The organism is Cupriavidus sp. 291-E7, assembly GCF_057798835.1.
The window spans coordinates 529,676-544,324 of sequence record NZ_JBYOJV010000001.1 but is presented as its reverse complement, the minus strand read 5'-3'; the positions used below and the strand labels follow the sequence as shown (position 1 = coordinate 544,324).

At 62.8% G+C, this 14,649-nt stretch carries 15 protein-coding genes; 2 read left to right on the top strand and 13 right to left on the bottom strand.

The features are described from left to right. Nucleotide 1 precedes the first annotated feature (1 nt). From AC3FLX_RS02450 to AC3FLX_RS02415, 8 genes are all read right to left on the bottom strand, one after another. Nucleotides 2–1,699 carry a thiamine pyrophosphate-binding protein gene (locus tag AC3FLX_RS02450; RefSeq protein ID WP_488693527.1) on the bottom strand — a complete coding sequence of 566 codons (1,698 nt, stop codon included), beginning with the start codon at nt 1,697–1,699 and terminating at the stop codon, nt 2–4. Continuing rightward, on the bottom strand, nt 1,692–2,495 hold the full coding sequence (locus AC3FLX_RS02445; protein ID WP_488693525.1) for an SDR family oxidoreductase: 804 nt from the start codon (nt 2,493–2,495) through the stop codon (nt 1,692–1,694). Before AC3FLX_RS02445 ends, AC3FLX_RS02450 begins: the two co-directional genes overlap by 8 nt. A gap of 17 nt (nt 2,496–2,512) precedes the next feature. Continuing rightward, entirely contained in the window at nt 2,513–3,373 is an 861-nt protein-coding gene (locus AC3FLX_RS02440) for an IclR family transcriptional regulator (protein WP_488693523.1), read from the bottom strand. A 20-nt stretch (nt 3,374–3,393) separates the two neighbouring features. Continuing rightward, nucleotides 3,394–3,930, bottom strand: coding sequence for a cupin domain-containing protein (locus AC3FLX_RS02435; RefSeq protein ID WP_488693521.1), 537 nt, complete (start codon nt 3,928–3,930; stop codon nt 3,394–3,396). 24 nt (nt 3,931–3,954) lie between these two features. Then, entirely contained in the window at nt 3,955–4,725 is a 771-nt protein-coding gene (locus AC3FLX_RS02430; protein WP_488693519.1) for an SDR family oxidoreductase, read from the bottom strand. Further along, nucleotides 4,718–5,773 (bottom strand): aromatic ring-hydroxylating dioxygenase subunit alpha, encoded by a 1,056-nt coding sequence (locus AC3FLX_RS02425; RefSeq protein ID WP_488693517.1) that lies wholly within the window; start codon nt 5,771–5,773, stop codon nt 4,718–4,720. The genes AC3FLX_RS02430 and AC3FLX_RS02425 overlap by 8 nt, the downstream gene beginning before the upstream one ends. A gap of 36 nt (nt 5,774–5,809) precedes the next feature. Beyond that, nucleotides 5,810–6,115 (bottom strand): recombinase-like helix-turn-helix domain-containing protein, encoded by a 306-nt coding sequence (locus AC3FLX_RS02420; RefSeq protein WP_488693515.1) that lies wholly within the window; start codon nt 6,113–6,115, stop codon nt 5,810–5,812. Nucleotides 6,116–6,333: 218 nt separating this feature from the next. After that, nucleotides 6,334–7,221, bottom strand: a complete 888-nt coding sequence (locus AC3FLX_RS02415; RefSeq protein ID WP_488693513.1) for an alpha/beta fold hydrolase — start codon at nt 7,219–7,221, stop codon at nt 6,334–6,336. A gap of 494 nt (nt 7,222–7,715) precedes the next feature. Here AC3FLX_RS02415 and AC3FLX_RS02410 point away from each other — a divergent pair, with 494 nt between their 5' ends. Both AC3FLX_RS02410 and AC3FLX_RS02405 read left to right on the top strand, forming a co-directional pair. After that, a complete protein-coding gene (locus tag AC3FLX_RS02410) occupies nt 7,716–8,810 on the top strand; it encodes a porin (protein WP_488693511.1) in 1,095 nt (364 codons plus the stop codon). A gap of 14 nt (nt 8,811–8,824) precedes the next feature. Continuing rightward, complete coding sequence (locus AC3FLX_RS02405; RefSeq protein ID WP_488693510.1) at nt 8,825–9,826, top strand: Bug family tripartite tricarboxylate transporter substrate binding protein; 1,002 nt, start codon at nt 8,825–8,827, stop codon at nt 9,824–9,826. Nucleotides 9,827–9,984: 158 nt separating this feature from the next. Here the strand turns inward: AC3FLX_RS02405 and AC3FLX_RS02400 are convergent, their stop codons facing one another. The 5 genes from AC3FLX_RS02400 to AC3FLX_RS02380 all read right to left on the bottom strand — a co-directional run bounded on the left by AC3FLX_RS02400 (nt 9,985) and on the right by AC3FLX_RS02380 (nt 14,648). Then, nucleotides 9,985–10,848 carry a glycosyltransferase gene (locus AC3FLX_RS02400; protein ID WP_488693509.1) on the bottom strand — a complete coding sequence of 288 codons (864 nt, stop codon included), beginning with the start codon at nt 10,846–10,848 and terminating at the stop codon, nt 9,985–9,987. Between the two features lie 93 nt (nt 10,849–10,941). Continuing rightward, nucleotides 10,942–12,717, bottom strand: coding sequence for a ShlB/FhaC/HecB family hemolysin secretion/activation protein (locus tag AC3FLX_RS02395; protein WP_488693508.1), 1,776 nt, complete (start codon nt 12,715–12,717; stop codon nt 10,942–10,944). Nucleotides 12,718–12,785: 68 nt separating this feature from the next. Next, nucleotides 12,786–13,379: a hypothetical protein gene (locus AC3FLX_RS02390; protein WP_488693507.1), complete on the bottom strand. Its 594-nt coding sequence runs from the start codon at nt 13,377–13,379 to the stop codon at nt 12,786–12,788. Nucleotides 13,380–13,489: 110 nt separating this feature from the next. Further along, complete coding sequence (locus AC3FLX_RS02385) at nt 13,490–14,086, bottom strand: hypothetical protein (RefSeq protein WP_488693505.1); 597 nt, start codon at nt 14,084–14,086, stop codon at nt 13,490–13,492. 70 nt (nt 14,087–14,156) lie between these two features. After that, nucleotides 14,157–14,648 carry an SMI1/KNR4 family protein gene (locus AC3FLX_RS02380; RefSeq protein ID WP_488693504.1) on the bottom strand — a complete coding sequence of 164 codons (492 nt, stop codon included), beginning with the start codon at nt 14,646–14,648 and terminating at the stop codon, nt 14,157–14,159. Nucleotide 14,649 lies beyond the last annotated feature (1 nt).

Genomic DNA, 14,649 nt, shown 5'->3' with positions numbered 1-14,649 from the left:
CTCAGGCCGTTGCCGTCGCCGTGTTGGCGATCGGGGCCTGCTTGTTGACCGGCGGGCCGGCAAACACGGTCTTGAAGCTGCCGATCGACAGCATGTCGATTTCCAGCAGGAACGGGCCGGGTTCCACCGTGGCGTCTTCCAGCGCGGCGCCGATCTCAGCCAGGTTGCTTACGCGGCGATGGCGCAGCGACAGCGATTGGCAAAGTTGCGCGTAGTCGGGCGTATGCAGTTCCACATAGTGGCGACGGCCGCCGTACTGCGCGTCCTGGATGTTCTTGATCACGCCGTAGCCCTTGTCGTTCATCAGCACGATCACCATGTCGGCGCGTTCCTGAACAGCCGTGGCCAGCTCGCCCAGGTTCAGGATGAAACCGCCGTCGCCGGCCAGCGTGAAAGTCTTCTTGCCCGATGCGGTGGCCGCGGCGCCCACGGCTGCACCGATGCCCATCGCCAGACCTTGTCCGATGCCGCCGCCCAGTGCGTGCACGCCGGCACGCGAATCGAAGATCTGCAGATGACGGTTACCCCAGGTGCTGTTCGACACGGTCACGTCGCGCACCCAGTTGAAGTTGCGGCCCACCGATTTCTGCAGCGCCTGCACCAGCGCGCTGTACGGACCCAGACCGTCGACCAGACCGCCGACGGCGGTGTCATGCGCACGGCGCAGGTCCGCGGCAAAGCTGGCATCGACCTTCAGACGGCCCTCCAGGCGATCGGCCAGACCGTCGAGTGCCAGCGCGGCGTCACCGCTGACGAAGTAGTCGCTCTGATAGCAGCGGCCTTCGGAAGCGGGATCGGCATCGATCCGCAGCAGCGGACGCGGCAGCTTCAGTTCGTACTTGAGCGTTTCGTTACCGCGCAGGCGCGAGCCCACGACGACCATCGCATCACAGGTCTGGTAGAACGCCTCAACGGGCTTATGCAGGTTGTACGCACCCAGCGAGCGCGGATCATCTTCCGGCACGATGCCGCGACCCTGCGTGGACGTCACCACGCCAAAGCCCATGTCCATCAGGCGATCGACCTGTTTGCTGGCGTGGCGCGCGCCACCGCCGAGCCACAGCATCGGACGCTTGGCCTGCAGCAGACGCTCGGCCAGCGCATCGAGCGCATGGGCGGACGGCTGATGCTGCGGCACCGGCAGCGGCTTCAGGTCGTTCGGCATCGGAATCAAAGCGGCCTGGATGTCGATGGGAATCTCGACACTCACGGGGCCGGTCGGCGCGGTCAGCGCGGTCTGCACGGCGAGCTTGAGCGTCGAGATCGCCGTGTCGGCGCTGCGAATACGGAACGCCGCCTTGGACACGGCCTTCAGCATCGTGAGCTGGTCCGGCGCTTCGTGGATGTAGGCCAGGCTCTGGTCCAGGTACGGCGTCTCGATCTGGCCCGTGATATGCAGCAGCGGCGTACCGGCGGTCAGCGCTTCCACCATCGCACCCGCAGCGTTGCCGGCAGCGGTGCCGGTGCTGGTCAGGCAAACGCCGAGGCTGCCGGTGGTGCGTGCGTAGGCGTCGGCCATGTTGGTGCCGCCCGCCTCGCCGCGCGCGGGGACGAAGCGAACCTTGCCGCGCTCACCCATCGCATCGAGGATGGGCATGTTGTGGATCGAGATCACGCCAAATGCTGCCTTGACGCCGCACTGCTCCAGGAAGGCGGCAATGGCGCAGCCTACGGTGACTTGTTGTTGCTCGTTACGCATGACGGGAGAGTCCTCCGGAAATATCGATATGGCTGCCCGTGGTGTACGAAGACAACGGCGAGGCAAGGAACAGGATCGCGCGCGCGGCTTCCTGCGGCAGGCCAAGACGGCCCAGTTGAATGTTCTTCTGTTTGGCCAGACGTGCGGTCCATGCCGTCCAGTCCAGATGTCGGTCTTCCTCGGGGCGTGCGTCAAAGCGGCGGCGCCATTGGCCCGATTCCACCAGGCCGATCAGGATGCCGTTGACGCGCACGCCCTTCGGCGCGAATTCCGTGGCCAGCGAGCGCACGAGGTTGTGCACACCGGCGCGTGCCGCCGACGTGGCCACCATGTGCGGCTCCGGCTGGGTAGCCAGCAGCGAGTTCACGCAGACGATGGCGCCCTGCCCCGACTGTTCGAGTTGCGGCAGGAATGCCCGCGTCGGGTGAATCACCGAGAAGAACTTCAATTGCAGTTCTTCCACCCAGGCCGTGTCCTCGGTCGTGGCGAACGTCGACACGCGGCCCTGGCCAGCGTTGTTGATGAGCATGTCCGCAGGGCCAAGTGCGCGTGCCGCGTCGGCGGCAAACGCGCTGACCTGCTCGGGCTTCAGCACATCGCACGTGGCGGCATACAGCCGGCAACCTGCAAAGCGTCCGCGCAAAGCCTCCTCGGCGCTGCGCAGACGCGCCTCGTCGCGGCCGCACATGGCCACGGCGGCGCCTGCTTCCAGCAACAGCTCGACCGTGGCCAGCCCGATGCCGGAGGACCCACCGGTTACTACGGCAACCTTGCCGTCGAGTTCAATCATGGACATCGAATCCCCTCGTCCCCTTAATCGCGATACATGGCAACCACCTGGCCCTGCGCACGCTTGACGTGCCGATGAGGCCGGTAGCCGAGCAGGCGTGACAGTTCGCCCGCGGTTTCCCTGACTTTTTCCACCATGCGGTCCAGCTCTTCCTGCGTCAGCCGCGCGGCCGGAATCGTGGCGCCCAACGCCGCCGCGACCTTGCCCGTGCGGTCACGCACAGGTGCCGCGATGGTGGAAATACTGGCTTCGAAGAAGCCCTCGTGCAGCACGTAGCCGCGCTCGCGCGCTTCGTGCGCCATTTCAAACAGTGCTTCCACCGTGCCCGGCGTGCTGTCCGAATAGGCCCGCAGCTGCGGCTCGGGATAGAGCTGCCGCAACTGTTCGAGACTCAGGTCTTCGAGCAACACGTGGCCCAACACCGTTGCATGCGCCGGCAGGCGCGCTCCGACATTGACGTTGCTGGCGAACGGACGCGACGCGGCGGCCTTTGCCACGTAGACCACCGAGCGGCCGTCACGCACCACCAGATTGCACGGGTACTCGATCTCGTCGCGCAGCCGGTTCAGCAGCGGCCCGCCAAGTTCGGTCAGCTCCAGCGACGCCAGATAATCGAAGCCGAGCCGCAGCACCGCCAATCCCAGCCGGTATTCGCGGCCGCCATCGGCACGCTCCACATAGCCAGTGGCTTCCAGCGTCGCCAGCAGGCGAAACACCGTGGAACGCGGCACGTTGAGCCGGCGCGACAGATCAGCCGCGGACAACACGCGGTCTCGTGCGCTGAACTCGGCCAGCAGACGCAGGCCACGTTCGAGTCCCGGGACGATGTACTTGTCCTGGGCGTCGACGCTCAAGGCCGCGATGGTTTCAGGATTGGCGCTCATGACTCGGCTTTCGATGCAGCTCAGCGCTTGACCTTGGTCAGCGGGTGCTCGGGCGGATACGTCGGCGTGATCGGCTTCTTGGCGCCGAGCATCACGCACATCAGCGCGTCTTCCTCGCCGATATTGATTTCCTCGCGGTACACGCCCGGCGGCACCGAAACCAGGTCACGGTCGGTCAGGATGGTCTCGAAGCGCTCGCCGTCCTTTTCCAGGATCAGCTTGATCTTGCCGCGCAGGATGAAGAACACTTCTTCCACATCGGTGTGCAGGTGCGACGGACCTTCGTGGCCGGCCGGGATGATCATCGTCGAGAACGTGAAGTTTTCCGACGGCACCGTGTTGGTATCGGCGGCCACGCCGGTGCCGCCCGTGCCCAGGTAGCGCATCTGCGCGCGGCGGTACTTCGGGTCGTAGTCGGCCTGGAACTTCAGCGCGTCCCAGTCATAGCGGCGGGTGCTGAAGCGCGCCACGCGCGATTCCATCCACTTGTCGAACGAGGCGCCTTCAGGTTGTTCCCAGCTGCGCTTGATGTTTTCCTGTTGCGACATATCGCTCATTTCCATTTCCTCTGGAGTGTTTGGTTAGTGCATGACAAAACCGCCGTTGACCGCCAGCGTCTGGCCGGTCACGAAACGGGCGAGGTCGGACAGCGCGAACAGCACGGCGCCGCAGACATCATCGGGAACCTGCTCGCGCTGGATGGCGCGCTGGCTGCGGTAGAGATCGTGGCGGTGCTGCGGCACGTATTCGGTGGCTTCCACCAGCGTCAGCCCCGGCGCCACCGCATTGACGGTCACGTTCGCGTCGCCAAGCTCACGGGCCAGCGAGCGCGTCATGCCGATGATTGCGCTCTTGCTGGCGACATAGGCCAGCAGGTTCGGCGCGCCCCACAGCGGCGTGTCCGATGCCAGGTTGATCACGGCGCCACGGCCGCTGGCGCGCAGCGCGGGCGTGCACGCGGCAGTCATCAGCCAGGTGCCGCGCACGTTCACGTTCATCACGCGGTCCCAGGTGGCCACGTCGAGCGCGGTCAGGTCACGTCCGCCTGAGTCTGTGACAGCGCCGTTGTTGACCAGGCCGTCCAGCCCGCCCAGCGCATTCACGGCGGCGTTGGCGCAGTCCTGCACCGAGGCCGGATCGTTGAGGTCCAGTTGCAGCGGTACCACGTTGAAGCCGCGCGCCTTCAGGGCAGCGGCCGATTCGTTGACGCGGTCGGCAAGGATGTCGGCCAGGGCCACGCTGCCGCCGGCTTCGGCGATGGCGGTGGCAAAGGCCAGGCCGAGCCCGCGCGCGGCGCCGGTCACCAGCACCTTGCGGCCGGCAAGCAGATTGGCGTGCTTGTGCTCAGGCATGGGTGTGCGCTCCGGCCACCGGCTGCAGCATGGCCACCGGTTCGTCCGCCACCTCGGCATCGGCGCGCCGCTTCAGCAGACGGCGCACGCGCGTGATGCCGGCATCGTGCGCATAGAGCATTTCGTGATCGCGCGCGTTCGGCGCCATCGACTCCAGCACCACGCGGTCCTGCTCCAGCACGTCCCAGTGCAGACCTTCCAGACGGTTGCGATACAGGAAGCGCCAGACGTCGCGTTCCCAGCCTTGCACGTGGCGGGTGCGCCAGAAGAAGACCATGCAATGCTCTTCGTCCACCGGCGTGGCGATGCCAACGATGCCGAACGGACCGCCGGGGCCTGCCTTGTCGCGGTACGGAATCGACAGGCGCAGCCACAGCGTGCCGGTTTCGCCAAATTCCACCCAGTCGAAGTTCACGCCGCGCTGGCCGGTCTTCTCGAAGATCAGGCCGTGATCAGTTTCAACTACCTGCATCACGGCGGACTTCTCGCCGCTGGCCATCGAGTGCGAAACCGCGTGCAGGTAGGCACCGTGCATTGGGTCCATCACGTTGTCGATCGCGTAGCGGTAGTTGCAGTCCCAGTGCGCTACGCACAGAAAGTTGCTGTGTTCGTCGCTGACCAGTTCCTCGGGCAGGCGCAGCGCATCGGCTTCGGTCGGTGCGCGATCGCCGAACCACAGGAAGATGGCGCCGGCCTGTTCTTCCACCGGATAGCTGCGCACGCAGGTGCGGCCTTCCAGCGGGCAGTTGTCCACGGCGGGCACGCTCTTCACCTGGCCGTCACCGCCCACTTCCACGCCGTGATACCAGCAGGCCACGCGGTCGCCGAGGTTCCAGCCCATCGACAGGCGCGCGCCACGGTGCGGGCAGCGGTCTTCCAGCGCGTTGAGCTTGCCGGCGTTGTCACGCCACACGACGATGTTCTGACCCAGGCGCGTAATGCCGATCGGGGCGTGCGTCACCTGCCACGAGGCAGCCACCGGGTACCAGTAGTTGCGCAGGCCGGAGTTCAGGCGCGCTTCGGCGCGTGCTTGCTTGTTCGATTCCATGTCTCTGTCTTCTCGCTGTTCTGCTCGACTGGTGGCTCAGGCGCCCAGGCGGCGCATTTCGGAGAGGAAGCGCTCCTCCGTCCACGACTGGCCATCGGCGGCCAGAAAGCCCGTGCGGTTGAAGGCGCGCACGATGTCTTCCGGCGCCTTTGCGCCGCCTTCGAAAGCGGCTTCCAGCGCGTCGCCCAGCGCCGTCTCATATGCGGTGGGCGCGGCGGCGCGCGTTTGCCAGACGATGTTGGTCACCTTGCCGGGCTGCTCGATATGACCCTTGCCGGCGACGTTGTTGGGGGCGGGACGCTCCCAGGGAACCAGGTTCGGGTTGTACGCGAGGCTTTCCATTGCGCTTTGCTCCATCTTTCTGTGGGGGGACGGCTGGCTCAATCCGCTGTCGCGCTCATCGGTTCGTCTCGCTGACGTTTTACCTATGAAACACGAGTTTAAATATTGAACACAGGTACGACTATAGACAACGACGGTTTAAAGATTGATCGGGGTAAACCCGCGCGGAGGAGAGACGCCGGCCGATATCCGGCCAGGCGCTGTGCGGGCGTCGAAACTCAGGCGGTGGGAATGGCGGCGCGGATCAACCGCGCCACGGCTTGCGGTTGCTCGATGTAGCAGGCGTGGCCGGCATCGGCGATGGTGTGGAAAGGCAGGCCGAAGCGTTCGGCCAGCGCAGCGGAAGCAATCGGCGTGGTCACGACGTCTTGCGCGCCGCATCCCACTTCCACCGGGCGCAAGCGCGCTTCGAGATAGCGGCCGATGTCATCGCCACAGAGCAGTGCCACCGCCTGACGGTAGCCGTCCGGGTTCAGCCGCTGCATATTCCAGCGCACCCAGGTCTGTGCATCTGGTGTGGCCGCGGGGCTGAGCAACCGGGTGGGACCGCGCTGCGCCAGGCCTTCCACGCCGTGCGTTTCCAGCGACTCGATGCGCTGCCGGGCGACTTCCCGGCTTTTCTCTTCCTTGCCCGGCGCGCCGTAACCGATTGCCGGACTCAGCATCAGATAGCGCTCCGGTTGCCGGTCCGCCGCGCCATGCGCCGCGTAGCCCGATGCCATCAACGCACCGAGCGAATGGCCGACGATCAGGTCTGGCCGCACCTGCAGCGCCGCCAGCATCGCTTCCAGCCGCATCGCGTAGTCACGCGCGGTGGGTGCCGGCATCGGCAACGGCAACGGCGACGATTGGCCATAGCCGGGCGCATCCCAGGCAATGACGCGGGCGTGTGCGGCAAGCAGGCTTGCGCAAGGCAACCACGATGCCGCACCCGAGCTGATGCCATGCAACAGCACGATGACCGGCCCATGTGAGCCGCCGATCCGGCAAGCGACGCGCGAGCCGTCGCTGCCCGTCATCACGATGCGTTCGCCGAAATGGTTATCGAGCGCGGCCAGTAGATCGACACCTGGCCCAAGTGCGGAATGGGGCGCGATTTGTTCCATATATGAAATACTCGTTTGCGAATAAAACCTCCTGACTATAGGCGCAGTCTTTCGGACGGCGGGATAAGGGTAAACAACTAGAAAAATCGCCGCTCTCCGGCCAGGTTCGAAGACGGTGCATGGCCGAAATCTCGGGCCCCGCGACAGCGCAAGACATCCGAATCGGCCAAAGGCGCGTCCGGCATGGGTTGCAGCCACCGTCCACCACCTTCGCTTTTGGCATGGAGCACCGCCAAGGTGCGCCACGCACTATGGCCGGTTTGCCCGCGCCCCCTCTACGGAGTGGTGCTACCGGCGCGCGCCACTGTGACCGCGCGGCTTCACTAGGGATCACCCCTATCTACGCCTTTGCACGGCGTGCCTATATTTCGCTCAACGTTTCTTATGTAGTTCATTGTTTTACTAATGAAACACAAATCGTAACGGCAGCCCCCATACCGTTGCCGGCGGAAACGTCCACGAGAAGCCCACAAGACAAGAGAAGGAAACGGTAGATGAAGATCGCAAAGTACGCGGCGGCCCTGCTTGCCGCTGCGCCCCTGCTGGCCACAGCACAGTCCGTCACCATGTATGGCGTGGTGGACACTGGCGTGGAATTCGTCAACAACGTCGGCGCCGCGGGCAATAGCGTGGTCCGCATGAACACGCTGACCGGCACCGTGCCATCGCGCTGGGGTCTGCGCGGCACCGAAGATCTGGGCGATGGCCTGAAGAGCGTGTTCGTACTCGAAGGCGGCTTCGCGCCCGATTCGGGCAACGCCAACCAGGGCGGCCGGCTGTTTGGCCGGCAGGCACTGGTGGGCCTGCAATCGAACAAGTGGGGCCAGATCTCGTTTGGCCGTCAGTACACGATGCTGTTCTGGGCCACGCTCGATCCGGACATCCTGGGCCCGAACGCGTTCGGCTCCGGGTCACTGGACAGCTATCTGCCCAACACGCGCGCCGACAATTCGATCGCTTATAAAGGCACGTTCGGCGGCCTGACCCTCGGCGCCACGTACAGCTTTGGCCGCGACACCGTCAATGCCGGCCCGAGCCCGTCCGGCAGCAACTGCGCCGGCGAAAACCCGGCCAACAAGAGCCAGTGCCGCGAATGGTCCGCGATGATCGGCTGGGATCAGAAATGGTGGGGCATCACGGCTGCGTACGATTCGCAGCGTGGCGGCCCGGGTGCCTTCGGCGGCCTGACCAGCAGCAGTCTGCGCGACGACCGCGCATCGATTGCCGGCTATGTGCTGCTGGACCGGACCAAAATCGGTGCCGGCGTGATCCGCCGCGAGAACCAGGGCAGCCCGACGCCGCTGTCGGAGCTCTACTACATCGGCGCCGCGTACGACATCACCCCTGCCTTTACGCTGGCCGGCCAGGTCTACTACCTGAACTACCAGAACAGCGACAACAAGGCGATGCTGTATGCCATCCGCGGCATGTACAACTTCAGCAAGCGCACCGCCGTCTACGCCACCGCCGGTTACATCAACAACGACGGCACGCTGGCGATGTCCGTGAGCGGCGCGCAGGCCGGCGCCAATCCGAAGCCGGGCGGCCAGCAGATTGGCGCGATGGTCGGCATCAAGCACATCTTCTGAGCGTGAGGCAAAACATGAAACCGAATACTGTCCGCCGCATCGTCCTTGGCGCAATTGGCGCGGCCATTGGCACTGCCGCCCTGCTCAGCACCGCCCCATCGATGGCCCAGGGCGGCTACCCCAACAAGCCGATCACGATCGTGGTGGCCTATCCCGCCGGCGGCGACACCGATGTACTGGCCCGCCTGATGGCGGAAAAGCTGGCCGCCCGGCTGAAGCAGTCGGTGGTAGTGGAAAACCGCACCGGTGCCGCCGGCACCATCGGCAGCGCCTATGTTGCACGTGCCGCCGCCGACGGCTATACGCTGCTGCTGGCGCCGAACACCGTATCGATCGCGCCGCTGGTGCTGAAGGCCGGCACGGGTGCCACCTACGATGTGCTGAACGACCTGACGCCGATTGCCGAACTTGGCACGCAATCGCTGTTCGTCGTCGTGAACAAGAACAGCGGCATCACCCGGATGAGCGACCTTGTCTCGCGCGCCAAGGCCGGGAAATTGGAAACCTACGCCACGCCGGGCAATGGATCGCCGATGCACATCATGGGCGAGCTGTTCAACAAGTCCGCCAACGTCAAGATCTCGCAGGTGCCCTACCGCGGCACGGCACCGGCCATCGTCGACGTATTGGGCGGCCAGGTGCCGATGACCTACGTCACCTATGGCGCCGTGGCGCAGTACGTAGGCAATGGCAGCCTGGTGCCGCTGGCCGTGGCCGACCTCAAGCGTTCGCCGTTCGCGCCGAATGTGCCGACGCTGGCGGAACTGGGCTACAAGGATGTGGAAATCGGCGCGTGGCAGGCCCTGCTGGGTCCGAAGAATCTGCCGCCGGAAATCGTCCGCACGCTCAACGGCCATGTGAACGAGATCCTGAAACAACCCGATGTGATCGCGCGCATGGCAACAATTGCCGTGACGCCCGTGGGCGGAGAGCCGGCCGTGCTGCAGAAGCTGATCGCGGCCGACTACGCGCGCTATACAAAACTGGTGAAGGAGTTTGCGATCCAGGCCGATTGATCGCCGGGAGCAGCTAAGCAACGAGGGTGGTACTTACGGCCCGGCACGATGCCGGGCCTTTTTCATTTGCGATGTGGTTGCGGCGGTTGCCGCACGCCATTCGTCCCGGCGGCCGCCTTACCCTGGCAGGCCGTGCCGCCTCGGGCATGGGCCATTCGCTACGCGATCAGGTCATAGTGCTTGCGCGTCAGATCACGGCGCAGCAGCTGTTCGATTCTGGTCAGCATGCGGTGCCGCTTGTCGCGGTTACTGAGCCGATACGCGGGGTCAGGCTGGAACGTCTTCTCCGCTGAGTCCTCGAGCCACGACTGCACGATGCTTGGATGGGTGCCGTCGAAGGGCTGCAGGATCGCGGCGTCGATACGACTGTAGTCCAGGAAATTGGACTTGTGATTCCAGTACTGGCAGACCTGCTGGTTCTTCTGGCGCATCTTGTTGATGCTGCGAACGTGGCCATAGTGATAGATCGGGCATCCGACCATTGCCGCGCGTGGATAGCGGTTGCGACGGTTCTTCTCCATGACCATCCAGAACAAGCCGTCTGGCGCAAGCGTACGAAGGTTATTGCGAATGATTCGCGGGGCATGCCGATACCAGCCGGGACTTTGGGCGACCAGGTCCGGACAGCCATAGAAGTGATGAAAATCGAAAACCAGCGCTTCGACGTTGGGGTTGTTCTGATGCTTTTCCATCGCCGCGCGAATCCGCCCGATGTCGGCCTCGTGGAGGATCTCGTCGCCCTCCAGATAAAACGCCCAGTCGCCGGTGCAATTGAACTGCGCAATCATCTTCTGCTGCGCATACACATAACCCGCCGTGCGCATTGCCTCGTTCCAGGTTGTCTCGATCACGCGAATGCGCGGATCTCCGATGGCACGTACGCGCTCCAGCGTATCGTCCTCACTGGCACCCACCGCGACCACCACCTCGTCGCACACCGACAACAAACTGCGCAGACTCTCGACATACGGATAGCCGAGAATCGTCCCGTTGCGCAGGAACGTAAATCCGCTGATTTTCATTTCTCTCTCTGTTTTTGAATCGCTATTGCTACGTCCTGGGCGAAAGGTGGGGCGGTGCGTTTTGCACTCTTTTTTCCGCCTGAGGCACTGGATTCAGTACTGATACACAATCTGCATGCCGGCCGTGATGCTGGCCGTGTGAAACTGCTCCGGCTTGTAGACGGGCATTCCAACAAAGACATCGTAAGAGACGCCTCCGAACGTCGACGAACCGATACCACCGCGCATACCGAGTACCGCGCCAGCCAGCTGATTTCCGACCAGCATTTGCGTCGACGGGCCATATACGCGGCCATAGTCGACGCCAGCGTACACGCTTTGGCCGCTCGTCCCAAACGGCAGTTGCAGTTCGTTACGCCAGTAGAAGCCGCGCTCACCGGCAAGCTGGCTTTCTCCATCAAAGCCTCGCACGGTATATCGGCTGCCGATCGTCAGATCATCGACGTAATACAGCCGGTCATTGGTGAATTGACCCCGCAACGTCGTGACATAACGCAGAGGCTGACCCGCAACCTTGAATGGCACCGACAGGTTGGCATCGAACACCATCATCCTGTAACGCCAGGTCGGACCGTCTTCCGCAGCTAGCGCATCGGGCTGCGCGCCCAGCGCGCCGATACCCTGGCGGAATGCCAGCGTGGCATCGAGTTGTGATTGACCGAAGTAATGGCGGTCGGTCAATCCGAACTCAAGGATTGTATTATTGCGGCGCTGCTGCGGAATCTCTGTGTCGTCTATGTAGCTTTTACCAAATCGACGTGTCAACCGCACCTGCATGCCGAACACATCGCTCTGACTGCGTCGAAGCACCCGGTGCAATTTCAAGTCGACGTTCTCGGATTTACCACTGGAAATAAACGTCGTATTCACACCTGCAATCTGCTGGAAGTAATTGCTGCTGTAGGCGGACAACGTCGCCGTCCAGTAGCCCCAAGGAATCGAATAGAAGCCATTCCAACCGCGCGTGCCATGTTCCTTGTTGCTGAACATCAGGTCCTGGTTGTAGCCGATGTTGAACATATCGCTCAGGCCCAGCGGGTTGTCGATACCCAGGCTCAGATTCCCCTGCCACTTGCCGGTGGAACGTGATCCCGAGTTGTCGACGGAGGCTACCAGCGTCCAGGGCTTGCTTCGTTTGACGGATATCACGACATCGCTGCGTCCCGGCACCGATGTCGGCACGACCTGCATGTCGACGTCCTGGCTGGCTACGCGTTTCATCTGCTCCAGACCTTGTTCCAGGTCGCGCAGGTTCAGCAGTTCGCCGGGGGCGGTGGGGAAGGCGCTCTTCCATGTGCCCCACAGGTCGGGCTCGCTGAAGCGGATATCGCCGATCACGCCTGGAATCAGGGCCAGCTTCAGCACGCCGGAGGACAGGTCCTGCTCCGGCACCAATATGCGCGTGGTCACATATCCCTTCGACAGGATCGCTTGCGAGACGCCCTTCACCAGCGTCTCAACGCCCTGCTTGCCGACGCACTGGCCCTGATAGTGCTCAAGCCAGAGTCGCGCGAACGCAAACGGGTCCATCGGCAAGGCCGAGGCGCCGCTCTCTCGCAGATCGGCCGGCAGGTCTTTGGGGACCTCGAGTACAAAGCGCTCGATGCGGAAGCACGGAGTTTCCGTTGGCAGCGGCGGATATTCGGCCCGCGCGATGGCCTCGGCGCGCACGGCCGGCGCGTCGACGATGGCAGCACGCTCGCGGGATTCCCGCTGCTGGAGGTTGCGCTGCTCCTGCTCGGCATTGCTCAAAGCGGCGGCGGCCTGATTAGGAATCGGCGGGACTTGCGCCATCACGGATGACGGCAAACTCGAAAGGCTGAGCGCAAGTGACGCGGCGGTGGCAATGTGCGACGGTTTGAAGGACATCGGCGTAACTGGGGCCGGACGGGGGCTTTCGCACCCGCCAAAGCGTGGCAAATGATCAGGAGGGGTGGTTACTCAGCGGTTGCCGCTGCAGGCTCGGTTGCGTGCGCGTCGGGGGTTGCGGCCGCGGGATCGGAAGCTGCCGTTTCCCCCGTTTCTTTCGGCGGGCCTTCATCCTTCACGACATAGGACGGGTCACGTACCCACCGGGCCATATCCTTGGCAATCACGATGGCACTGCGATCCAGAATCGAGCAGGTTCCCTTGAATGCGCCCCAGAATCCGCCGACGGACCAGCGATTCACTTTGGTATGTCGAACAACCTTGCCGTCTTCCACCAGATCCGCCATCACGGTGATGGCCTTCGGGCCTGTCCACGCGCCGCCACCAATACCGAGCACGTGAGAAATCTGGAGTTTGAGGACTTTGGCGCCATTGGGATCGACGCCTGATTCGATCGTCCCTGCACTGCCCTTGTTGCGTTTGCGCAGGACTTCGCCGACATGGTTTGCGAGCATGTCTTCGATATGGCATTCGGTTTTGACTCGCTCGACCACTTCGGCGCCGGGGGCGTAGGTGATGGGGGTTTCCAGGACGACGGATTGCGAGGCGGCCACGGCGGTGGCGCTTGACAGGGATAGGGCTGCGAAAAGGTAGGACTTCATGTGGAATTGGCGAATCGGAACTACGAGTGCGGTAGTGTCGTGTGTTCGTGGCGCGGCTGTGAGGTCTCAGAAACCTAACTGTCCTTGGCCCGTATATCGTTGGCAGCAACTTACTTGGGTGCCTCGAATCCCATGCGCTTGCCCGTCGGATTCGGCAGCCACCAACCTTTCAGCGTGATCGATTGGTTTGTAATCTCACGCTTCGCAAGATCCGCATGGCGCTTAAGCCGAGGCAGATCTTCGTCGAAGTGGTCTTCGATCGATGCCACCTCCATGAACCGGTTGGCATCCAACCTGCCGATATACGAAAACTTGCCAGCCTCCACTACAAAACCGGCGTTGTCTGGAACGGTTTCTGATTTCTTGTCCATCGACCCGTAATCCAGCCACCATTGCACGACCTTATAGGATCCGGGTGGCAGTTCGAGCGCGAAAGTCGTACCAGCGCCAGTGGGTCTCGTTTCCTGGAACGCAAACCCCTTGATCCGCATCCGATTCAGCCGATACTTGTTTCCCTTGTCGTCCATCAGGACGAACGTAGTGCCATATGGCACGAACACCGCACGTTCATAGATGGTGCCAACCACAACGCCGTTACTGGCGTTGTAGCTTCGATGCTTGTAGTAAGGCGTGCTCGCACAACCCGTTATGCCCGCAGAAACAAGCAAAGAAAAAATCATCAAGATTCGCCGAATCTTGTTATACATTTCTAAATATGAATTCAACTTCAACCCCGAATCAAATTTAATTCCGTAGCCTTGACAGGCTTGGCTGCAGTCAATGCCCCGTCGAGCGACTCTTTGGCGGATTAAACCAATCCGGATCGACCATCAACCGCTGAAAAAACTCTACTAGCGAGTCGCAGATCCTGTCACCCCACATCCAGTAGACGGCATTTGGGTTTTCACTGCGGGGCCGGAGACACAAAAACAGATCGAGGTCCCGATCGAAAAACGGGAGAACATCAGGTTGGATTTCCGTGTACGGCATCATCCATTCACATGTTCCGTCGAGCAACTTCGGTATATCCGTCGGGTGGATCACGGAATTATGTGAATGTGAAACAAGGCGGGCTTCTTCCCCCGACTGCAATCTTCCCTCGCCGATTTCAATGTAGAAAGCGCGCAATTCGTCTGGGAACGTGTAGCCAAGCCTCTCTTCGGCTTCAAATATCAGGGCATGATCGACTGGAAAGAAACCGTTTTCGAACAACCCCAGACGCAAGGTTGGCGAAGGGATGCGGACAAGAGGCCTCAAGAATTCGAACATG

Coding starts and splice junctions, on each gene's coding strand:
- AC3FLX_RS02430 (WP_488693519.1), bottom strand. CDS start 4,725: ATGCCTGAGCACAAGCACGCCAATCTGCTTGCCGGCCGCAAGGTGCTG.
- AC3FLX_RS02405 (WP_488693510.1), top strand. CDS start 8,825: ATGAAACCGAATACTGTCCGCCGCATCGTCCTTGGCGCAATTGGCGCG.
- AC3FLX_RS02440 (WP_488693523.1), bottom strand. CDS start 3,373: ATGAGCGCCAATCCTGAAACCATCGCGGCCTTGAGCGTCGACGCCCAG.
- AC3FLX_RS02400 (WP_488693509.1), bottom strand. CDS start 10,848: ATGAAAATCAGCGGATTTACGTTCCTGCGCAACGGGACGATTCTCGGC.
- AC3FLX_RS02420 (WP_488693515.1), bottom strand. CDS start 6,115: ATGGAAAGCCTCGCGTACAACCCGAACCTGGTTCCCTGGGAGCGTCCC.
- AC3FLX_RS02380 (WP_488693504.1), bottom strand. CDS start 14,648: ATGTTCGAATTCTTGAGGCCTCTTGTCCGCATCCCTTCGCCAACCTTG.
- AC3FLX_RS02415 (WP_488693513.1), bottom strand. CDS start 7,221: ATGGAACAAATCGCGCCCCATTCCGCACTTGGGCCAGGTGTCGATCTA.
- AC3FLX_RS02450 (WP_488693527.1), bottom strand. CDS start 1,699: ATGCGTAACGAGCAACAACAAGTCACCGTAGGCTGCGCCATTGCCGCC.
- AC3FLX_RS02385 (WP_488693505.1), bottom strand. CDS start 14,086: ATGTATAACAAGATTCGGCGAATCTTGATGATTTTTTCTTTGCTTGTT.
- AC3FLX_RS02425 (WP_488693517.1), bottom strand. CDS start 5,773: ATGGAATCGAACAAGCAAGCACGCGCCGAAGCGCGCCTGAACTCCGGC.
- AC3FLX_RS02435 (WP_488693521.1), bottom strand. CDS start 3,930: ATGAGCGATATGTCGCAACAGGAAAACATCAAGCGCAGCTGGGAACAA.
- AC3FLX_RS02395 (WP_488693508.1), bottom strand. CDS start 12,717: ATGTCCTTCAAACCGTCGCACATTGCCACCGCCGCGTCACTTGCGCTC.
- AC3FLX_RS02390 (WP_488693507.1), bottom strand. CDS start 13,379: ATGAAGTCCTACCTTTTCGCAGCCCTATCCCTGTCAAGCGCCACCGCC.
- AC3FLX_RS02445 (WP_488693525.1), bottom strand. CDS start 2,495: ATGTCCATGATTGAACTCGACGGCAAGGTTGCCGTAGTAACCGGTGGG.
- AC3FLX_RS02410 (WP_488693511.1), top strand. CDS start 7,716: ATGAAGATCGCAAAGTACGCGGCGGCCCTGCTTGCCGCTGCGCCCCTG.